Below are 23,261 nucleotides of genomic sequence, written 5' to 3' on the forward strand. Positions count from 1 at the left end.
CAATTAAATAAATTACATATACCATTATTTAGTCTTTATTTTATATTCAAAGGAACCATCCCACTCCGGTAACGGCGTCGGTGGCAATGGTACAATTTTGTCAATATCGGGGAAACGGGCCAATCGATTTTGATCTATTTCTTTTTCAATCAAACCATAGCGGCGCACCCGCTCAGGATCGTTGGGTAATGCTAAATATTTTAACTCATCACTAGGCGGTGGACCGGAAAAGCATTCCTTCAGGATAAACGGGGCAAGTTCACTACCATGTTTAATGGCCACTTGATAATAGGTTACCGCCATAGGGTAATTTTTTTCCGCAACTGCATAATACCCAGCCAAGTTCATGGCGGCTTCCGCATTCCCCTGATTGGCGGCACAGGCCAGCATCGCTTTGCCGATCTCGGGGCGGTACGCCGGATTTGGGCGCTGCTCGGGAATCAGCACTCTCGATCTGAACAGATTACCAACCACATTTTGCCCTTCCGGGTTGCCTAAATCAGCAGCCTTTCTAAAATAGGCCAGCGCGGCTTGTTGATCCCGCTTAACCGCGTAACCGGTTTGTAAATGGGTGCCCATAACGTAATAACCGGCGGGAATATTGAGTGTGATCAGCCGCTCCGTGATGGCCAGCACCATTTGCGGGGCGGATCGCCCCGGTTGTGGTGCCAGCAAACCGCTTCTGAGCATATTCTGCAGGTTGATCATCGCCTTGTAGTGGTCCTTTTGCGCCGCCTTGCGGTACAGCGCGCCGATAGCGGCAAAATCTTTCGGGCCACTGGCTTTTTGCATCGCTCTGGCCTGTTTAAACCAGATATCCGCCTGCGGATCAAGCGGCGGCAGGTGGTCGGCCTCCTGGGTACAGGTGAAGGCCAGCTTTTGTTCTTGGTTTATATCAGGTTGAAGCATGTTATTACTCCGAGGGTCACAACCGTTGAGTATCAAGGGAAGCAATAATAACAACCCTCTATAATCGCGCATTTTTCCGCCTAATCTTTATCTTGTTAAACACTGTTTAACACCGTTTAACAGTGTTCAACGCGGCCAGTATATGGCTGATATTACTACTCGTCTGTCATGGCAGAACGGGGTTACCCTCTATCCAGTGATCGGGTGGGTTATATTACAACCCAACAGCAATAATATGTTAATTGAACATTCTCTTTCTATAATTAAGCTAATAGATATATTTTACATGCCACTATCGCCAAGAATATAAATACAATGCAATCAATAGTAATGCTAAATACACCAATACCTACAACGTTCAATTCATTATGTTGAATCGGGGTGGTTGATCATTAAGTAGGACATTACTATGTGTTTACCAATATAAGCCGCGATGATTGTCATGGGTGTGGCTATTATCTCAACCATCACACCATCAGGTATGTGCTAAACCTCCATTATTTTAATACCTTTTTATACTCAAAACTACCATCCCACTCCGGTAACGGCGCCGGTGGCAATGGTACAATTTTATCAATATCGGGGAAACGGGCCAATCGATTTTGATCTATTTCTTTTTTAATCAAACCATAGCGGCGCACCCGCTCAGGATCGTTGGGTAATGCTAAATATTTTAACTCATCACTAGGCGGTGGACCGGAAAAGCATTCCTTCAGGATAAAAGGGGCAAGTTCACTACCATGTTTAATGGCCACTTGATAATAGGTTACCGCCATGGGGTAATTTTTTTCGGCAATTTTATAATGCCATGCCAGGTTCATGGCGGCTTCCGCATTCCCCTGATTGGCGGCACAGGCCAGCATCGCTTTGCCGATCTCGGGGCGGTACACCGGGTTGTCTCGCTGATCGGGAAGCAATAATTCCGAGGTAAATAAATCGCCAATCACATTTTGCCCTTCCGGGTTGCCTAAATCAGCAGCCTTTCTAAAATAGGCCAGCGCGGCTTGTTGATCCCGCTTAACCGCGTAACCGGTTTGTAAATGGGTGCCCATAACATAATAACCGGCGGGGATATTGAGTGTGATCAGCCGCTCCGTGATGGCCAGCACCATTTGCGGGGCGGATCGCCCCGGTTGTGGTGCCAGCAAACCGCTTCTGAGCATATTCTGCAGGTTGATCAGCGCCTTGTAGTGATCCTTTTGCGCCGCCTTGCGGTACAGCGCGCCGATAGCGGCAAAATCTTTCGGGCCACTGGCTTTTTGCATCGCTCTGGCCTGTTTAAACCAGATATCCGCCTGCGGATCAAGCGGCGGCAGGTGGTCGGCCTCCTGGGTACAGGTGAAGGCCAGCTTTTGTTCTTGGGTTATATCAGGTTGAAGCATGTTATTACTCCGAGGGTCACAACCGTTGAGTATCAAGGGAAGCAATAATAACAACCCTCTATAATCGCGCATTTTTCCGCCTAATCTTTATCTTGCAACGACGTGGCATGGTCAATAAATTTGATTAATCGGCCAACCGGCTTATCCCTCTTTTTTTTCTGCTTTTTGGTATTTTCACCGATAATCCAACCCCACTGATCAAATGCGGCTGCCTCATTATCATCCGCCCCTTGGCCATCGGTGTGTAACGTCCATAACGCTGTTCTGATGGGTTTCACGATGGGATACACATCGGTATCCTGTACTAGCATGGCGATTTCGCTGTCGTAGGTCATACTGCGCAGATTGATATTTGCTGAGCCCTGGATCATAAAGGTATCGTCAATCAGCATCAGCTTGCTGTGTACATAGGTTCTTTGCCAGTTATCCGCGGGTGAGTCAGGTGAAACCAAGCTGCAGATATGCACTTTCAGCCCTGGGATGTCGACCTCGGTGATATCTTCGGGTTTGCGTTTTTCGCCTTTATTGTTCGGCTCAAGGTGTTTCGCTGCATAATCAGGCATCACATCGGGTCGCCCCAGGGCATTCACCATCTCGAAGGTGCGTTTGCCCCCGCTGACGATATCCGGGTCTGATGAGCTGTTGGTCACCACAAAAAGATACAAACAGCCGGTCCAGCCATATTCCTGCCATTCTTTTACCGTGGCCTTAATCTGCTCGGCCAGCTCGACAAAACGAAAGTATTGATTTTCAATATAGATATACTTGCGTGCGCGCCGGACACCTTCCATATAGGCTTTAAGGATGTCATAGCGATTGTATTGTGGCTGGGTGCGACAGATTTGCCCTAGGGTGAGTATCAACTTTTCCTGATTTTTCAGCCCCAGACGTTGATTGATTTTGTCGACAATCGTCTGTGTCGGGGTGAACACCTCTTTTTTGACGCTGGCACGTTGGTTTTTCAGCGTGCTGTCACCGGTATCTTTTTCCCATGACAGGACAAAATTCTCATTCAGATGTTTGAGCACTTCACCGTACACGCAACCGGAAATATCCTGCCAGGCTTTATCGCCATCACGCCCTGCTGATGGGCCTAACCTGGTGCTGCTATGCGCATCGGTATCCCAATATTCAGACAGCATATTGTGCCCCATGGTGAAACCAACGGCCTCTTCAGGGGACATATAGTCAATCAGCACCGATTTTTGGTGATGCGTCGGGCCAAACTGGAGCGCAATATTGCGTATCACCGAATACGATTGACCGGTATCGATGTTGTAAGGCAAATCGGCTAAGCGGTTGGTTAATAGCTGGAAATCTTTTATCAATTTCATTTTTCTGTGGCGAATGGCCAGATTGGGGATGTTTCCCGTTTGTGCTCGCCAATGCCAGTCTTGATCAAAAAAGTACTGTTCTTTGGTCTCGAAACCCAGCCGGCCGCCCACCGAACTGATCGATTCAGGGTAAGGGATTGCCTGAGTGGAGCCATGTGGGTGAGCGACGCCAGCGGGGTGACGGGTGCTCTGCCACCCCGGAAAGTTCGGCCCGGCCAACGCCTGCCCAGTATTGGAAAACCATACCAACACCCGGACCTGAACCCCTCGCGCTGCGGCCTCTTCCAGCAACTCACCGATGTTTTTTTCTGCCCCCCCGCGCTCAAAATACATCGATGCCTGAAACCCCCAGGTGATGATATCGATGCTGAGCTTGGCCTGTTTTATTGCTCTGGCCACGGCCCCAAACGCGCTCTCGCCATTAATCAGCGGTGCATACGCCGCGACACAAGGGGGGTATTCCGTATCTTCAGGAAACCACTGTGGGGTTATGATCACACAGGTATCTACCCCTGGAACAATGTTGATGTCTTGCGGTGTGGTCTTGATCATGCTGCTATCCTGTTAAGCGTTGTCGTCTGATTCAGCGGAGGTAGGGTTCAGCAAGTGATAGAGCACGGTACGCCACTGATGACCAAGCTGTGAGGCATCTTCGGTGCTGCCCGGATCAACCGCTCTGAAGCCGCTGCGAGGAATGGCATCTTCCGATTTGCCCTGCCCCTCATTGAGCACGTTGATGTTGAAATGTTCGCCACTCATCAGTTCCAGCGTGTATTTCTGCGTCGGGATCTGGTGCTCAATCGCGATATTGCCATCGGCATCCGTCAACCCCTGCTGAATCAGCGCACCATTGGCATACAGCTTGTACGGCTCATTGGCCCGCACTTTGGTCTGGCTTTGTGGTGAGCTACCGAACTGAACACGCAGCGCCTGCTTTGGTATGCTTTGCGGAAACGTCGGGTGGGTGATATCCATATTTTCCGCGCCTTGAACCACCCAGTTGGTTGCCTTGACCGTCTGGTTGCCCGGACTGCCGTACTCGATCTGGCCGCCTTTGAGGCGGATAAACGCACCACCACAGGTCAGCAGCAGTTCATCTTTCGCGGCAATAATGGTTTTGCCCGCATGGCTGCTGATGGTCATATCCTTGAGGGCAGACAGGTGCATTTCATCGCTCTGCGCCTGAAGCTCAACCTGCCCTTTGGCGGCAAACAGCTTCATACCCGCCTCGTGCGCAAACAGGCTGATGGTTTTACCCGCCGCCAGGGTGATGCGCTTCAAGACGGAAATATCTGCCTGTTGACGGGCGGTGAACGTCAGGTTTTCTTCCGCATTCAGTTGCAGCGTTTTCGGCGTGGTCAAGGCGATCCCCGCCGGGGCACTGATCAGCACTGCCGCCTGCTTCATGTCATCAATGGCTTGCAGCAGCAATCGCTTTTGTGACGACAAATCAGCCAGTTCCGCTTTGGCCACTTCCGCCGCATCACGCAGGGAACGGGTCAGCGTGATGGCATCTTTCAACTGCTGTTTGGCTTCACGCATATCCAACTGGCTGGCAGAGGGATCACCGCGTAAATCGGTGGTGATAAACATCCCTTTACCGGCGCGAAGCGTGCCATAACTGCCGGTTTGCAGCTCAAAACCTTCACCGCGTTGTTTTCTGCCGCTGTTGACCAGATGCCCCAGCCCTATCCAGGTTTTCCCCGAATGGACCGTGGAAATCTTGATATGCTCCTTACCCCGCTCATCATCGAGTCGGATTGTGTTTTGGGCCGGCGTTGTTATCAGGTTGCGTTTATGATTCGGCAAGGCCACGTGATCCGGGTGACGCGAGTCGTGCAGGGCAAACGCGATGTAGGGCCTGTCGACGTCGCCCCCCTCAAAGCCGATGGCGACCCCGGTTGAATCCAATAGAGGCATATGGAATCCGTAGGTATCGCCCGCATACGGCTTGGCCAATCGCAGCCAGCAGCTCTCGAATCCCTTCTTCCACTCAGTGCGGTCAAAACCAAACTGCGCGCGGTATAGCCCGTCAGCATTGATATGCGCGTAAGGTTCATCAGGATGCGCACTGGAAATACGCGCGGGCAATGTACCGGTCATGGTTGGCCACGGCAGCAACGGTGGACGATACGGATGCGGTGAATGATATGGCACGGCGGTAAAGGTGATCATATAGGCGCTGTCGCGCGCGATGCTTTTTGATTCGGTGGAGACAATCAGCAGGCCGTCCGGGGCTTCCGGCCAGTCCTTGCCCGGGGTGGTGATGACCATGCCGGGGCGCAAGGTCATGCAGTTGGATTTGCCTTCCAGGGTGATTTGCTCGGTCAGGTAACGTTCTTGCCGACGTTTGGCATACCACATGCCCTGACCGGGCTCACTGCTGTATTCTTTGCCTGGTTCGGGGTAATACTCACCCCAACGATAATCTTCGGCAACCAGCGCGGGATAATCGGGATTGGTTTGCGCCACCGCCATCATGTCGCTTTGTGCGTGCGGGTAATAGTCGTCGTTCACCCGCACCTGTTTTGGGATGGCCTTGCGGCTGGTCGACATCTCCCAGACCGACTCCAACCCACCGTCAAACAATCCGGCCGGATGACGAAATGGAATGGCCCCCTTATTTACCCAGGCGTAAGCATTATCGGCCAGCACCATCACGTCACAATTATTCTCTTCGTCGTACTCAAAGTAATATGACACACCGCTGTCGGCAAGACGGCGGGCGATATGGGCGTATTCGCTCTCGCCGAACTGGATCATGATGGGCTTGCGGGGGTACTGGTCATGGAGTGCAAAACGGAAATCCAGCCGGTCCATGTTGTAACGCAGGAAGGTGTTCTCCATCATGCTGATGATACTGTCATTCTGGTACACCGCATTGTTGGCCCCGAGGGTTAATCGGGTCAGACGGTGTTCAAGTGTCACCGCATAACGGGTTTCATCAGCTGAGGTGCCGTACTGGCGAAACTGGGTGATAACGCCAGGCAGAATGCGCGGTTTGACGGATTCCCACGGCTTGCCGTCGGGGTACATCAGAAACTGGGCGGAGTAGTTGATAAGGTGTTGCGCGGGGATATCTTTGGTCGCGCTGGTAAATTCAATCTCGTAACGCAAAAGGGTGCTGATGGCTTCAACACCCGAGAATCTGAGAACCGAAATCCCCACCCCTGGTTGCTGGGACTCAAGTTTGGGCAGTCTTAGCTGATAATGGTTGTGGATCGGTAATTTACTGCCAGCAAGAATAGAGTCCTGAATACGCATCTTTCTTTCCCTAAATGATGTGGCTCATGACAAAAGGAGGTCTACCCCGCAAACCTTGGGCCTACGTTCACTACCCAGAGGGGGGATCGCCTGATCCTCAGGCTGTCTGAGCGAGCACTCGGGGTCTTGCCGCCGGCTGTCTGCCAGCGCCACAGGATTGCCCTTATCCGGTGTATTTTTCATTAAAAAAAATTAACCATGCGAAGGCATGGCTAAAAATAGCACGCGATATAGAAGAAAAAAATAAACGAAACGTTATAAAGATTAAGGTATTTAGCCGCCGAACGGTGCTGTCGATCACTCACACATCAAGCCAGAATGTCAGCGAGCCGCGATTGATGGGCGCCGTGTGGTCAGTATTCCAGTGAGTGATGTTGAACTGTGGTGTAGCCACGGGATAGCGCGATATCTTCAGGAATATTGAACTCTGATCCTGATGGCGGCCAAAAGTCGAGTTATTCAACAAAGCCCATGTATCTGCAAAATGTGCATAAAAAACGCTGAAAAATGAGTCTATCCCGCGTTCCCGCTACGCCCAGGGTGAGTGACATTGACCAGAACGGGTCGCCAGTAGCGGTTGGTTATGACGGTTATCCCCTGAGCAGCCCACGTCCAGCCGATGCGTATCGCGATCGGCTCAACATCAGCGATAGATTAGGTTGATGGCATATCAAAAAAACACTCTTCGTCGAGTATCGATGTTGCGATTTTCTGCACTGGGCCGCACATTCTGACCTGGAAATGAGCACTGAAACTGATGACCAGCTTCCCACCAGGCATATGCACGGTAACGTTGTCATCAACCAATCCTCGCTTACGCATCGCACTGGCGGCGGCGCAACTGCTGCTACCCGACGCCAATGTGTAACCCGCACCGCGCTCCCATATGCCAATCCTGAGATTGTTGCGATCCTGAACTTCCACAAACTGGACATTCGTGCGTTTAGGGAAGATGGGCAACGTTTCTATTTTCCCGCCGAGGGCCTTCACCAAAGCAAGATCCAACGTCTTCACCTGTATAACGCAGTGTGGGTTACCCATCGACACCAGGGTTGCACTCAGCTTATGGCCGTCAATCAGCAGGGGTAATGTCAGTGCCTCTTCACCCGCCACCAAAGCAGGTAATGCCGACGGTGTGAAAGTAGCGTGCCCCATATCAACGATGACTTGATGCGCGCCTGCTGTCACTTCACAGCGTACCTGACCACCGAGGGTATTCACCTGAAATGGCAAATGTGATACTCGGCCTATATCAAATAAATAGCGGGCATAGATGCGCAGACCGTTACCACTCTTTTCTGCCTCAGATCCATCAGGATTGACTATACGTAACGTCGGAATAGCCAAACCCTCAACATCAATAAGTAAACCATCGGAACCCAGCCCATAATGACGGTCACATAGGCGTTGTATCTGCTGATGGGTCAGGCGATCCGCCACGTGGCGCTGACAAACCAGATAGTCGTTACCTAACCCGTGGTAGCGGTGAAAAACAAGTTCATTCATTGGCGGCTCGTAACGTGATTTGTTCAGAGGAATGGATTAAAAAATACCATACCGTCAGTACTTACCATACCGCTAGGGTTTAATGAGATTGGCGGTTCTGTCGCATGAGTGGCCACAGGTCAGCAAAAGTTGCATTGCCTTATCCAGCGTTTGAATTTGCCACCGACGACCCGTGCGGCGCTTATGCCGGCAAATTATCGTGTACTCAGATGATATTCTGCGAAGAAAACTGCGGCCCATTAATGACCGAATCCCGTAGAATAAGATCTGATGTAAAGGGGTTCTGCTTGGACAAATATCCACCATCGAGCATCGAAATAATCTGATTAATCACTTCGCTTACCATATCGCTGACGGGATCTTTCACGCTGGATAGTGCTGGAATAAGAAACGGAGCGGCCGGAATATTATCAAACCCGATCACCGAGACGTCAGCAGGCACTGTTATACCAGCGTCGTTGAGTTTTTTTATTGCACCGATCGCCATTTCGTCGTTACTGGCAAGAATAGCGCTGAACTGCTGATTGCCCGCGAGAAGCGTTTCAACTGCGGCTGCACCGCTGGCCGATGACCATTTACCTTGAACGATCAGCGCTTCCTTCACCGGTAAAGCATAGGCTGTCAATGCCTCTTTATAACCGGAACAGCGTTCAATGGCCGTCGGGGAATCCATAGAACCGGTAATAAACGCAATGTCATGGTGACCACGTTCAATTAACGCTTTGGTGGCATTAAAACTCGATCCTTTATGATCACAATAAATACAATGACTCAGATGCTTTCTCAGTTTTCGGTTCACCACCATTACCGGTATTTTATATTTATCGATGATAGCGTCCATTTTATCGATGGATAAAAAACGGGGATAAATAATGATCCCATCGCAACCTAAATCATGCAGAAACTCAATAGCTTCCTGTTCCTCTGCGACGCTGTTTTTCCCATCCACCAGAATCAGCTTACGCCCGTTAGCATCCAGTTTTTTGGCCGCCTGAGAAATGAGCTCACTAAAATAATTACCATGGTACAACGTATTGGTTACCACCAGCCCGATACACTTGGATGTGCTGGTCGCCAGATTACGTGCCAGTAAATTCGGGCGATATCCCGTTTCTTCGATAGCCTGAAAAACCAGATCCTTCGTTTCCTGGCTGACATAACCTTTGCCCGAAAGCACGCGTGAAACCGTGGCTTTTGAGACACCTGCTCTGGACGCCACTTCCTGCATTGTCGACATCACGCATACCTAAAAGGAAAATGATACGTCATTCTACACATTTTGTGAGTTTTCCGAAGATGCCGACATGCAATGTATCCGCATATTGATAGCCATCACAAAAATGAATCAGCGTTGAAATTAATTATTGAAATTATAAAAATATACACACATTATCGTGTGAAACCGGTTACTCACCGTTTCAGTAAGAAAACAAAAACAACGACAGGACAGGCTTATAGGCAACCGAGTAATCTATAACGATATGAATTATAAATATTTTTATTCATGCCTGCGTATTTTACAGCAATATCACCGTCAAATGTCGACGCCATGATAATACCGTCTGGGACCACGTTATCGCTCGGCTTTGAAAATATTCCGGTCGAGACAGCGCATTCCAAAGGTGGCAAGGCGACAGATGCCGCGATTTCCATACCCTTTGCCATTTCGCAACACGTTGTAGATATTTATTAAAGAACGTATCAAAGAGGATTTTTAGATGGCTGCATCATCATTCCCCGACGGTTTCTTATGGGGTGGCGCGATTGCCGCCAACCAGGCCGAAGGCGCGTGTTTCGACGGTGGAAAGGGCTTGGCAACGGTCGATATGATCCCGCACGGCGAACATCGTTTGGCGGTTAAACTCGGTCAGGAAAAGCGTTTCACGCTCAAAGACGATGAGTTCTATCCGAACCATCAGGCGATTGATTTTTACCATCGTTATAAAGAAGACATCGCACTAATGGCAGAAATGGGGTTCACCGTGTTCAGAACCTCGATCGCCTGGAGCCGCCTTTATCCGAACGGTGACGAACTGACGCCGAACGCCGAGGGTATCGCGTTCTACCGTGACGTGTTTGCCGAATGTAAAAAGTACGGCATCGAACCGCTGGTAACGCTGTGCCACTTCGACGTGCCGATGTATCTGGTGGTCGAATACGGTTCATGGCGCAACCGCAAAATGATCGAATTTTTCACCCGTTATGCGCGAACCTGTTTTGACGCTTTTGACGGGCTGGTGAAATACTGGCTGACCTTCAACGAGATCAACATCCTGCTGCATAGCCCATTCTCCGGTGCCGGTTTGGTATTCGAAAAGGGTGAAAATCAGGAACAAGTAAAATATCAGGCTGTGCATCACGAGCTGATCGCCAGCGCGCTGGCGACGAAAATAGCTCACGACGTGAACCCGAAGAACCAGGTCGGCTGCATGCTGGCAGGCGGGAATTTCTACCCGAGGACCTGCAAACCGGAAGACGTCTGGGCGGCGCTGCAAAAAGACCGCGAAAATCTGTTTTTTATCGACGTGCAGGCGCGCGGTGCTTATCCGTGCTACACCAAACGCGTTTTTGCCGAGAAGGGCATTACCCTCGACAAAGCGCCTGGGGATGACGAGATCCTCAAGAATACCGTCGATTTCGTCTCCTTTAGTTATTACGCTTCACGCTGTGCCTCGGCGGACATGAACGGCAATAACAGCCGTGCGGTCAATGTCGTCAACTCATTGAAAAATCCATATATTGAAGTCAGCGAATGGGGTTGGGGCATTGACCCATTGGGCCTGCGTATCACGATGAATATGATGTACGACCGCTACCAGAAACCGTTATTCCTGGTGGAAAACGGCCTAGGCGCGAAAGACGACATCAACCCGCAAGGTGAAATCGTCGACGATTACCGTATCAACTACCTGCGTGAGCATATCAACGCGATGGGCGAAGCCATCACCGACGGAATCCCGGTGATCGGTTACACCTCGTGGGGCTGCATCGATCTGGTTTCCGCCTCCACCGGCGAAATGAGCAAACGCTACGGTTTCGTCTACGTTGATCGAAACGACAGCGGCAATGGCACATTGGAAAGAAAAAGAAAGAAATCGTTTTATTGGTATAAGACGGTGATTGCGAGCAATGGGGCAGATTTGGGTTAACCTGCACAATAAATCGATAACCGGCAATTTAACCCACAATGCCAAAATCAGGCCTGGGTAAGTGACATGACCTTCATTTTGATCGGTGAACGTTGGATTTATTTCGCCGTCATGAATGCCAACAATAGGTTGCCTGAATATCGGGGTGGCCAATAAATACGTGGGCGACTGCCTGATGCGTTATAACGCGCCAATATCAGACCCCCATAGCTATAACACGGCTATGTCACCCGTATTAGCTGAAAATAGGTCTAATTTACTGTCCGGACATGGTGGATCACAACACTATTGGGATCAGTATTTATTATAGAACCGGATTCCTACTTAATAGGATTTTATTTATGTCTAAAAATTATGCGGCATTATCACGATCAATAATCGATGCCCTCGGCGGGGCAAATAACATTGCCGCAGTCACCCATTGTATGACGCGCTTACGCTTTGTTATTAATGATGATTCGGCGGTAGATTCAGGAAAACTGAAATCCATCAGCGGCGTGCTGGGCGTGGTAAAAAACAACAACCAATGCCAGGTGATCATCGGCAATACGGTTTCACAGGCTTATGCCGAAGTGCTCAAGCTGTTGCCAGAAAATGCCGTTGCGCAACACCCCCTACCGGGGAAAAATAAAATCACCCTGAAAGGCATTGGTGCGGGCATTCTGGATGCGTTGATCGGTACCATGTCACCGCTGATCCCAGCGATTATCGGCGGTTCGATGGTGAAACTGCTCGCTATGGTTTTCACTATGACCGGCGTTCTTACCAGCACCTCGGCGACACTGATTATTCTTAATGCTATTGGCGACGGCGCGTTCTTTTTTCTGCCGGTGATGGTTGCAGCATCCGCAGCGGTAAAATTCAAAACGAATATGTCGCTGGCGATTGCCATTGCCGGTGTATTGATTCATCCCAGCTTTATGGATCTCATGGCCAAAGCCGCACAAGGTCAACACGTCGAATTTATGGGAATTTCTGTCACGGCGGTAAAATATTCCTACACGGTGGTCCCCGCGCTGGTGATGACCTGGCTGCTTTCCTACATTGAACGCTGGGTTGATAAAATCACCCCAGCGGTGACAAAAAACTTCCTCAAACCGATGTTGATCGTATTGATCGCAGCCCCTATCGCCATCGTGCTAATTGGCCCGTTAGGGATCTGGATCGGTACCGCCATTTCCGCGTTGGTCTACACCATTCATCGCTATCTTGGCTGGTTGTCCGTGGCAATTATGGGTGGGATTTGGCCGCTGTTGGTCATGACCGGTATGCACCGTGTGTTCACGCCAACCATTATTCAGACCATTGCCACAACCGGGACCGAGAGCATGGTTATGCCATCGGAAATCGGTGCAAACCTGTCGCTCGGTGGCTCATCTCTCGCGGTGGCATGGCGAACTAAAAATTCCGCGCTACGCCAGACGGCCCTTGCCGCAGCGGCTTCCGCGATTGTGGCGGGGATTTCGGAACCTGCACTTTATGGTGTGGCCATCCGTTTGAAACGCCCACTTATCGCGTCGGTAATCAGTGGTTTTGTGTGCGGTGGCGTGGCGGGTGCGGTAGGGCTGGCGAGTCATTCAATGGCGGCGCCGGGGCTTTTCACCAGCGTACAGTTCTTTGATCCCGCCAATCCGATGTCTATCGTCTGGGTCTTCGGGGTAATGGTGCTTGCTGTGGTGCTCTCTTTTGTATTGACGCTGTTGCTGGGCTTTGAGGATATACCGATGTCAGGAAACGAAAGCAAAAATGTGCAACCTGCACAAGCTGTATTAGCGTATAAGAGGCAAAGAGAATGATCTGCTGAAACGGTGTATCACCACGGCTGCAATATAGAGTTGTTATAAGATATCGATTTTTACGGGGATATATCCTAGTTATCGACACCTTCATTATTATGCCATTTTTATATTAATGACATTATTACGGTGTTCTGAACGCGTAAATTTGCCATTTGCGTATCAAAAACACGTAATGTTGATAAAGGCCGTTTATAATGGAAATGCCCCTCGTTACACTGTTGATTCCTGCATTATGGGCTTCAGCAATCTCCGGGATGGCAAAAACGTATAATAAAGAGGGCAATAATCTTTTTGGTTAGCTCACGCATCGATCTGATGCCCGATTTTATGATCGGTTTTAAGCGCACCACGAACCGGAAGGGTTAAGTCGTCCATTGCTAATGAAATTTGTGGCTGCATGGCAGGGGAAAGCGCCGTTTTTACAAAGAAGTGGTACCGAGAGCGTCATGCTATCCGCGATCTTTCAATTTGCCGATGCGTTGGCTGCTCTCTTTCACCCGAATAACCTATATTGGTAAGCGAGTCAATGAAAATAGAGGTTTCTACTCATCATCGTTATCGTTTTTCGGGAAAAATGTATTATAGGTAATTCTAATCCCATGAGTTTTTAACATGTTATTCAATGCGTTTTTGTCGGTTGAGAAGTAATAAAACAAATAGGGAAAATGAAGAAAATGCCAGTGATAAAATAATAACGTTTTTACTGCCTGAATTCGTGAGAATATTGACTAGAATAGGAGGCGCAACTGCTGATATAAGATTGATGGGTAACGCAATATGAGATAAAGCTTTTGAAAATTCTTCTTTATCAAAAAATACCAGCGGAATAGTCGCGCGTGAGACAGCAAAAGCGCCGCTACCAAGGCCATAAATAAAGATGAATGCGACTATTGTCCAGCTAATCCCGTTTCCAACTAGAAGCAATAGCAGAGCAAAAAGAATAGCAAGTGTCGAAAAAACCCCAGTCGTTAGACCATCCCAACTGCGTCCACCAACATAATCAATAGATCTTGCTGTAACCTGAATTATCCCTAAACATGATGAGAAAAACACAGCCTTTGCGGCGGGAATTCCTTCATGTTTCAAAAGTTCGACTAATACAGCAGCAAAACCAAAAGTGACAAAAGCATTTGCGCTAATGGCTAGGGCAATCAGTGTAAATATAGATTTGCGAGGCGTTGAATATGAAGATTGATGATGAATGTATTGATCATCATTTTCCCCCTCTTTACATTTTACGAAGACAGTAAGTAAATAGAGTGGGATACACACCATGGCCAAAAGTCCAGCATAAACTAGACAGGTGTTTCGCCAGCCAATTTCATGAGATAGGAAAGAAGTCAACGGCCAGAAGATGCTATTAGAAAGCCCGGTCATGAGCATTATTGCGCTGATGGATTTCTTTGCATTTTTACCCGCTACATTATTTAATAAAATATACGCGGGCGTTGATAGCGTTGCTGCGCCGGCAATACCCAGTAATGTCCAACTTGAAAAATAGGTAAATGGGCCATTAGACACTGAAAAAAATATAAATGAAATTGATGCTAATGCTGAACCAGACGCCATAACTTTATTTACTTTTACGCGGGTCAAGGCTTTGGGTAAAAATATTGAGCATAGTCCCATGGTGACGAAAAATATTGAAGTGCCACTAAAGATGGTTGTTAAGCTTAACGCAAGACTATTAGAAATTTCACTGCCCATCACCGCAGGAAAACCGATGGTTCCCCATCCAATAACTTGCGTGATCGCAAGTACTAAAAGGAGTCCTCTTGGGCAATGTTCGACGTCGTTCATGTTAGCGTCACTTTGTAATCAGCATTCAGCGACGTACTTTACCCACTGAATATAATAGCTTTATGACAAAATACTGCAATATTTCGCAACAACCCCATTTTGCCACATTTTTGACGGTAGCGGCCATCGTCCAGAGCACCACATGCGGTGGATCTAGCAACCAATGAAACCACTCAATGTGTAGTGATGAAATGGGCGTCCACCCCAAGCTTTAACTCCTGTCACACTTATTCCTCATACCAGCCTGGGAATGTGTACGCGTCCGTAAACAAGACAGCCTTCATACTGTTCTCGTACGGGCAATGTTTCGCGTTCAAATGCATGGTGCCATGCCACACAATCGGGAGGGATGCGAGACGCGGGGAAAAGGGTGTGGCTAACAACATCGAGATGCATTTCCAGCGACAGCGGATCATCGATCTGAAAATTAAACGGTGTTAAATCATTATGCAGTGCTCTGCCACCGCGTGCGAGCTGGGCTATGGAATGACTTTGTTCAGGTATGATTTTCTCAAGGTATTCACGCACAGAACGTAACCGCAGACCGTTATTTTCTCGGCTACCTTGTCGTTTAATATGCAGATTGTGCAACATAATCAGCATACGATGTTCCGGGTAATTCATCGCGGCAATAAGCACATTGTCCGCCATCCTGGCATCACGTTGTTCAAAATAATCCGTTGACGACTTCATCTCGAGATACTCAGCCACTTCGTGGCGACGTTGCTGCTGCCAGGTCGGTGGGAAATCAGTCAAATCGTGGCGGGGAATACAATCGATACCGAGACAAGGGAGCTGCCTGTCGATGCCCCATGTCAATAGCTGTAGAATTTCTTGCGTACGCATTACGCGCGGGAAGTTTTTCAGACGAAGATATGCGGTTTCCCTGCGCTGATGAGAAAGCAGCATGCCTGTACTGTCAGCCTCAAACAGTAATATGCTATTTTCACAGAAAAAACGCCGGGCTACAGCCAGTCGGAATCGAGTAAACTCAGCCACTCCGTGTATTGCTTCGCCAAGAAAGACAATCCTTGATTCACTGAACAACGCTCTCTTTTCTCTGGTATCAGTCATTTTTTCCAACATAACGGCTTCTCCGCCCCTGTTCCCAGTTCTGCTTTTGAATATTATACGGCGAAGTTTTCACATTCGTATCTGATTCGTGGGGTGATTAAGGTTTTGCGGGAAGGTGGGTTTATTCCTGATTTGTAACCACAATTTAGGCACTGAACCATGACGAACAAGAAGTATTGGTGCAATGGTTTTATAGTGAGACAGATGATGAAAACCCTTGCTACTACTGGGAAAAAACGCCTTTTTTCTAAAGTGTATTTATTGATAATTGATATAAAAATAATCAATTGTATGGTGGCTTATTGCTCGACCGCTGAGAAAAGTAAGCAAAGGAGGTGTGTTTTACACACGGCGTGATTCCATTGAGGAAGACATCGTTGAGCTTGAAAATCTCGACAATGATGAAATTGCAACCAGCGGAATGGTTGGTTATGTATTCAATTTGGTGATTATCAAGTAAAATCCTCACATTTATCTGAGGGGTTTTGATGAACACGGTTGATATGAAATGCCCATTTTGTGAGCAGGCAGCGCCGGTTAAAAAGCACGGTCTAGGAAGTCACGGGCATCAGCGCTACCGCTGCCAGTCCTGCTGCCGGAGCTTCCAACTGGAGTACGAATACCGTGCTTGCCTCCCTGGAATGAAGGCGCAAATTGTCGACATTGCTATGAACAATGCCGGTATCCGCGATACTGTTCGAGCACTGCATATCAGCATTAATGCGATGATGTGCACACTAAAAAACTTTCGCCACGCGGTGTAACCACGTTTCCTCTTGCTAACCTGCAAATCCAGCTCATTTGTGAAGTCGATGAAATGTGGTCATTTGTGGTTAACAAAAAGCAGCAACGCTGGCTCTGGCACATCACGGGCAAACTTTACACTCAGTGGATTGAACGTGAGCATTACCTTTTATAAGGTAAATCACAATATTGGATACACAACCAATTTTAGCGGGCAATGATCTGGGAACGGACCCACAGCGGGCTGGAGAATGCGCGACAGCAGGGACGTACCAGAGGGCGCGTCCCAAACTGACTTCACAGCAGCAGCGGGAGATCATTATGCTGGTAAGTCCCGGGCAGGAAACAGCAACTGATGCTGCGCGTCTTTTCAGCGTTAACCCATCCACGGTTGCCAGACTAATGGCAAAAAATATACGTGAGAGAATGGACAAAGTGAACACTTAACTCCTGCCAGATCACTGTAAATTATGTTTACTTACTCATCGGGTGTAAGTTCATGCTTGAAAAAAGAATTTACCATTCGTATTAACTGTTGGTGGATGTCATGTCGTGAACGTTCTCCACCGTCAGTGCATACCGGATCGTCGATATGAGCAGCCTTTAGCACGGTTTCTGCACCAGGCCGGCATTCACCAAACATGCTGAAGTGACTAGCATCACTTATAAGTGTATAGCGTCCGGCCGGGATGAGCTTTGCTAATTTTTCCGCCCTGGCTGTAGAGGGAATTTTTTCTGCTCTGCCAAGATTTATGATATGGACTGGAATACTGATTTTCGACAGGCTTTTTAAATCAAAAATGTCGGCAGGGGCCGGATCAATAGCCATGGCGAAACGGATGCGCTTATCACGGTAATCATTGCCGGAATTTTCGGGTACCATTTTGTGCAGATTTACTCCGCTTAATCTAATCCACTCACAGAGAGAAATATTGTGCAATTCGTCATCACAATAGTCAGCGAGGAGTTTGGGCTGGATCCTGCCCCCAGCAATCGAAATAGCGGTACTTCCCCCCATTGAAAGTCCCAACACGCCAACACTACCCGGGCGCAGATGCTCACGTATTAGTACATCTTCATTAATTCTGTTTAATGTTTCAGACAGATCAGCCGGTCTCAGCCAGAGTCTCATGGTTACCGCGGCGGATCTTTGCGGGCCTGTATTTTGTGGATGGGTCGGTGCCGCTACGATAAAACCATTCTCAGCCAGGGGGGCGGCAAGCCAACTGACTGCTTGCGCATTACCTCCCAGCCCCGCCCCATGTGACAGCAGGATAAGAGGAAACCGTCCACTGGCAACTGGCGCATTCAGCGCGGAAGGTGTGCCGGTAAATAATGGGGTATCCCCGGTCATGATCTTTTCTCCTCCGGCGCTGGCAGGATACCATACAGTCACATCAAGGTTGCGTCCCCGTTCTTGTGAAAATAAGGATATATAACGGACACCTGTCTGACTACCTGCGTTGGTAATCCTGGTAACCAGGAGGCATGTCATTACAAGAAAGATGAATAATAAACGCGCGTATTTAACCATATGATTAGCTATGAGGATTTCATCCTCACTCCGTAAATTGAGGAAAATCGGGTAACATCATTAAATACGCTCACAGCCGTCAGATGAGACCTGAAACGCGTTTCAGGTCGTTCTTGATCGCGATTCAGTACATGACAGTGGCTTGCTCATCAGGAGATGTCCTTATTATGGTTTACGTGCCCCTGCCTTTTGTTGTCGCACTCTTGCTGTTCATGAACCTGATGGCGCTGCTGAAAACACTGAGCTGGCGAAGGATTAGTCCCGCTTTTCTGGCTCTCCTTGGCATGACGATTCTGCAGGCGGTCTTATTAGGTCTCCGATGGGGATACGGTATTACAGAACTGAGATACATTCTCCCTGTTACCGCAGCAGCGATACCACCTCTTGTACTGGCTAGCTTTTACAAGCTGACTGATGACCAGAGAACTTACAGAATTCCGGCCTGGGTAGGTTTCGTCTTTCCACCCTTGATTATTACGCTTTTATTCATCAGATCTCAGCTGATTGACGCAGCACTGATAATCATTTTCATCGCGCACGCTGCTGCTTTAATTGATTTGTACCTGCAGGGCCCTGATCGCCTGAATGAAAGTCGCTTGAATGAGTCTGTTCCGGTACAGCGTGCTCTTTTGATAGCAGCTGTGTCGCTCAGCATGAGTGCGCTCTTTGACCTGTCTGTATTGCTGAATTTTGAATGGAACAGAGGAGAACATGCTGCTTTCATTATAAGTGGTGGAAATATTCTCAGCCTCCTGTTAACTGGTCTGACAGCCCCGGTCGTTGCGCGGGCAAAAAATCATGTTCCATCCTCCGGCAGTAAAGAAAAAGTCAGTTCACCGGACCAGAAACTCTCACAGGATGAATCTGTGATGTCCCATATTGACAGTTTACTGTGTAAGGAAAAGTTATACCTCGATCCTGATTTAACGCTTTCAAGACTTGCCCGGCGAGCGTGTATTCCCTCCAGGCAGATATCAGTTGCGATAAACCGAATACGGAGTAAAAATGTCTCACAATATGTTAATGAATTCCGTGTCTCGGAGGCATGCCGCAGACTGGAGTCCGGCAATTCAGTAACCGAAGCAATGTATTCGTCAGGTTTTCAGACTAAATCCAACTTTAACCGCGAATTCCGCAAAATAACCGGTCTTAATCCATCAGAATGGCGGGTTAAACATAAGTAGCAGGATTATATGAATTGGATCCTCAAGCTGTGCAACACAGTCAGGGTTCAAAAGTCAGAATTTTCGTTGGTTGGGCTCACTACCCCATTGTAAGACAGTATGACTTTCCGTGAGACAGGTGCTGGCTTGGCGTGAAGTATTTAACGCGGGTTAACATCACTGCCAGAGCCGCATGGGTGGGCATGAGCCGCACCCCGGCATTTCCCTCACGGAGGTCAGCATGAACAACAATAGCACGTTGTATGTCGGATTAGATGTCCACAACGAGTCGATTATTGTTGCCGATGCCATCAACTCAGAACCGGTTGTACTGCCGGGAGCCCACCGATGGCGTGGATCGTCCGTCGTCAGAACCGCTTCGTGATCCAACAACGCCAGCGCGCCGCACACGACGTGAACTGCGGAACATGCAACAGGCTTGCACCTCCAGGGTGTTTTTATGCCGACCACATAGCCTCGTTCAGTCCCTTGAACATAGCGTCATATCGGCCCTGTTCGGCGGCGAATCGAAGCGGCTTGCTTCGTTCGACGACGACCTCTGTCGCCTCGGGATTGTCACGCAAGATGGCCATCGTCTCCGTGATGAAATCGGCAAGCGGCATGGCGCGGGGGTCAGTCCCATGGCCCGGTCCCAGATTGGTCTGAACGTAAGGCGGGATGATTTCGATGACACTGACGCTGGTTTGCCCGAGCTGCCGCCGCAGGGACTGGGTGTAGGAATGCATGGCGGCCTTCGTCGCGCAGTAGGTCGGGACGCCCACGCCGGGAACAAAGGCCAGTGAGGAGGTCACATTGATCACCGTCGATAGCTTATGGCGCAGAAGAAGCGGCAACATGACGCTCGTCAGGCGCATGGGGCCAAGCAGATTGGTCGTGACCATCGCTTCCATCGCAGCCCAATTTTCCAATGGACTCAGCAGATTTTCCGGCTGCTGGATGCCGGCATTATTGACCAGAACATTGAGGGTCGGAAAGCGCGCCGCCATGGTCGCTGCGAAGGCGGGGAATGTGGCGGCATCTTCCATGTCGAGCAGCGTCGACTGCATCCCGGGATTGGCGGCGGTCACTTTGTCCAGCGCCGATTGCCGCCGCCCGGCGATGATGACCTGATTGTTGAGGCGATGAAGGGCCTCGGCCAGGGCCTGGCCGATGCCGGAACTGCCCCCTGTAACGAGTATCGTATTGTCGGTGATTTGCATGATGTTCTCTTTTGCTGTTTGTGAATGTGGTTGATCACTTCACCTGACTGGCGTCCAGCCGCGCCGAGAGGAAGGTCCCCATCGCCTCTAGCGCCTGATCGGCGGCAGCCAGTCGGCCCACGCCCGCCAGAAAACCATGTGGCATGCCGTTCCACACCTCCGCCGCGGCATCGACCCCGGCATCGATGGCCCGCCCGACGTAACGCAGCGAATCGTCCAGCAGCACCTCGGCATCGCCGACATGCACGCGCAGCGGTGGCAGTCCGGAGAGCGTGCCGTAAAGCGGCGAGATCAGGGGCTCGGACGGATCGCGGTTGCCGATGTAGGAACGGGCGAGTTGGCGCGCTTGCGACAGGGTAAAATAGGGGTCAGCCGCCGCCCGGGTTTGCCAGCTTTTCCCGCTCAGCGTCAGATCCGTCACCGGGGATAGAACCACGGCTCCCGCCGGAGCGGGACGATCTGCAGATGCCTGAGCCGTGGCGAGTGACAGCAGCACCAACGCCAGATTCCCGCCTGCCGAGTCTCCGGTCAACGCGATCCGGTTCACCCCCCGCTCAAGCAGCCCGTGGTAAGAGGCGAGCGCGTCGTCGATGGCGGCCGGAAACGGGTGCTCGGGCGCAAGGCGATAGTCCGGCACAAAAGCGTCGACGCCCGCCCGCCGGGCGATATGTCCGACGAGGTGTCTGAACGCTTGCGCCGAACCCCAGTTGAACCAGCCACCGTGCAGGTGGAGAATGGCCTGTCGCGGTTGCGCCTCATTGGGCAGGCACCACCAACCGGATATGCCGCCAATAACGTCAGGGCGGTATGCCACGCCCTCAGCCGGCGCAACGCGCTCCATGATCGCATCGAAGGGGCTGCGCGCAGAAATCCCTTCGAGCGTCCCCTTATTGGGTTCGACTATCGCGCGCAGGGCAGCGATGGCGTTTTGGTCTTCGGGCGTGAGCGGATGCTCAACAATTGCGGGGTTGCGGGCCGATGATTGGGCAGCTGTTTGCATGTTGGTCAGTCCCGTCGTGGTGAAATAAATATAATTTACGTTACGTTTCGTATCCTATATTAAACCACAATGGCTGTCAATTTAGGTTCCGTTCCGTTAAGATAAGTCGCATGAACGCATCGCCGACGACACAAAAGCGGCCCGGCCGCCCGCGCAACAACGCAGCCGACTCCCATGCCGCGATTATCGATGCGGTCTATACGCTGTTGCAGGAACGCTCGGTACGCGACCTGACTATGGAGGCCATCGCCAAGCGTGCGGGCGTAGGAAAACCAACCCTCTACAAGTGGTGGCCGTCCAAGGCGGCGCTCATCTTCGCCATGTTCCACGAACGTCTCGTCGCCAAGCGGGAGGTGCCCCATGCCTCGACATCGGAGGCGGTGATCCGCGCCAAGATGCGCCTTCTCATCGTCGCCTTTAACGGGCCGTTCGGCAAGGTGATGGCTGACCTGATCGCCGAGGGTCAGAGCGACCCGTCGATTTTGCATGAACTCTATGATCGTCACATCAGTGTCAGACGCGCCTCCACCATCGCCGACATCGAAAGGGGCAAGGTAAGCGGAGAATTTCCCGCGCATGTCAACGCGGAATTGCTCGTCGACGCCATTTTTGCCCCTGTTTATTATCGGTTGCTGCTGCGGTTTGCACCCTTGACGGAACAATACGGGCAAGACCTGATCGATAACGCCCTCAGACCATGGCAATCTCCGCTATCTTCATGACGACTGCCGCCTACGATGATCTGAATGTCGTTACATATTAGAGCGAAAACGGCACCATTTACCGCTAAAGTTGTTCCCGAAAATGCCGATAAACATTTAAAGCTCGGTTCCAAACCGTAATCAGTTCCTTTTTGGTATATTGAACGGGAGAGCAAAAATGGATGTATCGCAAATTGTGTCACTGGCAACCAGTCTTAATAGCCAGGATCTCAGTAATCAGGTGAACACCCTACTGCTAAAAAAGACACTGGATAACCAGCAGTCCACGGCAGCCAGTATCATCGAATCAATCCCACAGTTACCGGCTAACCCGGCGATCGGACGGAATATCAATACCACCGCCTGAACGGCAAAGTGATGCGCTGATTTGCTTGCCGATCTAATAACCTGCTCCCTTCTCAGGGGAGCAATATATTTCCCCGGTTTGCAGCAATGTGATCTGTTCCTCATTGATTAACACACGCTGGTATTTTGTCTCCCCGCTTTGCGCTCCTGACCCTGGCGCCAAACCGCCCACAGTGAGGAAAATCGACGACTAAGGGCATGACACGGACGTTATGTCCGTCTGCATCGAAACTGCATGATTTTGTGCAAGCGCCAGCTTATGCTCAAGTATTATTGAAACGCAGGTATTCTAAAGTAGAACCTCTAACCCAGAAGC

18 protein-coding genes and 1 pseudogene are annotated in these 23,261 nt (G+C 50.0%); 8 read left to right on the top strand and 11 right to left on the bottom strand.

Annotated features, from left to right (window positions below):
• Window positions 1-24: 24 nt before the first annotated feature.
• From SJI19_RS04265 to SJI19_RS04280, 4 genes are all read right to left on the bottom strand, one after another.
• Window positions 25-909 carry a DUF6396 domain-containing protein gene (locus tag SJI19_RS04265; protein ID WP_323477021.1) on the bottom strand — a complete coding sequence of 295 codons (885 nt, stop codon included), beginning with the start codon at window positions 907-909 and terminating at the stop codon, window positions 25-27.
• Between the two features lie 497 nt (window positions 910-1,406).
• Window positions 1,407-2,291: a DUF6396 domain-containing protein gene (locus SJI19_RS04270; RefSeq protein WP_323477022.1), complete on the bottom strand. Its 885-nt coding sequence runs from the start codon at window positions 2,289-2,291 to the stop codon at window positions 1,407-1,409.
• Between the two features lie 80 nt (window positions 2,292-2,371).
• Window positions 2,372-4,177 (bottom strand): phospholipase D-like domain-containing protein, encoded by a 1,806-nt coding sequence (locus tag SJI19_RS04275; protein WP_323477023.1) that lies wholly within the window; start codon window positions 4,175-4,177, stop codon window positions 2,372-2,374.
• A 12-nt stretch (window positions 4,178-4,189) separates the two neighbouring features.
• Window positions 4,190-6,889: a type VI secretion system tip protein VgrG gene (locus SJI19_RS04280; protein ID WP_323477024.1), complete on the bottom strand. Its 2,700-nt coding sequence runs from the start codon at window positions 6,887-6,889 to the stop codon at window positions 4,190-4,192.
• 507 nt (window positions 6,890-7,396) lie between these two features.
• Here SJI19_RS04280 and SJI19_RS04285 point away from each other — a divergent pair.
• On the top strand, window positions 7,397-7,552 hold the full coding sequence (locus SJI19_RS04285) for a hypothetical protein (protein WP_323477025.1): 156 nt from the start codon (window positions 7,397-7,399) through the stop codon (window positions 7,550-7,552).
• Here the strand turns inward: SJI19_RS04285 and dapF are convergent.
• Window positions 7,544-8,395, bottom strand: coding sequence for a diaminopimelate epimerase (dapF, locus tag SJI19_RS04290; RefSeq protein WP_323477026.1), 852 nt, complete (start codon window positions 8,393-8,395; stop codon window positions 7,544-7,546). The two genes, SJI19_RS04285 and dapF, sit on opposite strands and share 9 nt — an antisense overlap.
• 205 nt (window positions 8,396-8,600) lie before the next feature.
• Entirely contained in the window at window positions 8,601-9,632 is a 1,032-nt protein-coding gene (locus tag SJI19_RS04295) for a LacI family DNA-binding transcriptional regulator (protein WP_323477027.1), read from the bottom strand.
• 481 nt (window positions 9,633-10,113) lie between these two features.
• Between SJI19_RS04295 and SJI19_RS04300 the strand changes: the two genes are divergently transcribed.
• Both SJI19_RS04300 and ascF read left to right on the top strand, forming a co-directional pair.
• On the top strand, window positions 10,114-11,544 hold the full coding sequence (locus SJI19_RS04300; protein ID WP_323477028.1) for a 6-phospho-beta-glucosidase: 1,431 nt from the start codon (window positions 10,114-10,116) through the stop codon (window positions 11,542-11,544).
• 341 nt (window positions 11,545-11,885) lie between these two features.
• A complete protein-coding gene (gene ascF / locus SJI19_RS04305) occupies window positions 11,886-13,340 on the top strand; it encodes a PTS cellobiose/arbutin/salicin transporter subunit IIBC (protein ID WP_323477029.1) in 1,455 nt (484 codons plus the stop codon).
• 618 nt (window positions 13,341-13,958) lie between these two features.
• On the opposite strand, the gene SJI19_RS04310 is transcribed toward ascF, so the two are convergent.
• Entirely contained in the window at window positions 13,959-15,143 is a 1,185-nt protein-coding gene (locus SJI19_RS04310; RefSeq protein ID WP_323477030.1) for an MFS transporter, read from the bottom strand.
• Window positions 15,144-15,377: 234 nt separating this feature from the next.
• Entirely contained in the window at window positions 15,378-16,229 is an 852-nt protein-coding gene (locus tag SJI19_RS04315) for a hypothetical protein (RefSeq protein ID WP_323477031.1), read from the bottom strand.
• A gap of 325 nt (window positions 16,230-16,554) precedes the next feature.
• Between SJI19_RS04315 and SJI19_RS04320 the strand changes: the two genes are divergently transcribed.
• Entirely contained in the window at window positions 16,555-16,677 is a 123-nt protein-coding gene (locus SJI19_RS04320) for a hypothetical protein (RefSeq protein ID WP_323477032.1), read from the top strand.
• Window positions 16,678-16,705: 28 nt separating this feature from the next.
• A pseudogene (locus SJI19_RS04325) lies at window positions 16,706-17,082 on the top strand (IS1 family transposase); the annotation flags it as partial.
• A 357-nt stretch (window positions 17,083-17,439) separates the two neighbouring features.
• On the opposite strand, the gene SJI19_RS04330 reads toward SJI19_RS04325, so the two are convergent.
• Window positions 17,440-18,315 (bottom strand): hypothetical protein, encoded by an 876-nt coding sequence (locus tag SJI19_RS04330; protein ID WP_323477033.1) that lies wholly within the window; start codon window positions 18,313-18,315, stop codon window positions 17,440-17,442.
• A 347-nt stretch (window positions 18,316-18,662) separates the two neighbouring features.
• Here SJI19_RS04330 and SJI19_RS04335 point away from each other — a divergent pair, with 347 nt between their 5' ends.
• Window positions 18,663-19,679, top strand: a complete 1,017-nt coding sequence (locus tag SJI19_RS04335; protein ID WP_323477034.1) for a helix-turn-helix domain-containing protein — start codon at window positions 18,663-18,665, stop codon at window positions 19,677-19,679.
• A 437-nt stretch (window positions 19,680-20,116) separates the two neighbouring features.
• On the opposite strand, the gene SJI19_RS04340 is transcribed toward SJI19_RS04335, so the two are convergent.
• On the bottom strand, window positions 20,117-20,878 hold the full coding sequence (locus SJI19_RS04340) for an SDR family oxidoreductase (RefSeq protein WP_323477035.1): 762 nt from the start codon (window positions 20,876-20,878) through the stop codon (window positions 20,117-20,119).
• Window positions 20,879-20,912: 34 nt separating this feature from the next.
• Window positions 20,913-21,878: an alpha/beta hydrolase gene (locus SJI19_RS04345; RefSeq protein ID WP_323477036.1), complete on the bottom strand. Its 966-nt coding sequence runs from the start codon at window positions 21,876-21,878 to the stop codon at window positions 20,913-20,915.
• Window positions 21,879-21,988: 110 nt separating this feature from the next.
• Between SJI19_RS04345 and SJI19_RS04350 the strand changes: the two genes are divergently transcribed.
• Together SJI19_RS04350 and SJI19_RS04355 are read left to right on the top strand one after the other, a co-directional pair.
• Window positions 21,989-22,600, top strand: coding sequence for a TetR/AcrR family transcriptional regulator (locus tag SJI19_RS04350; protein ID WP_323477037.1), 612 nt, complete (start codon window positions 21,989-21,991; stop codon window positions 22,598-22,600).
• 157 nt (window positions 22,601-22,757) lie between these two features.
• Window positions 22,758-22,946, top strand: coding sequence for a YjfB family protein (locus SJI19_RS04355; protein WP_323477038.1), 189 nt, complete (start codon window positions 22,758-22,760; stop codon window positions 22,944-22,946).
• Window positions 22,947-23,261 lie beyond the last annotated feature (315 nt).

The sequence above is a fragment of the Acerihabitans sp. TG2 genome, from assembly GCF_035013185.1.
Taxonomy (GTDB): domain Bacteria; phylum Pseudomonadota; class Gammaproteobacteria; order Enterobacterales; family Enterobacteriaceae; genus Acerihabitans.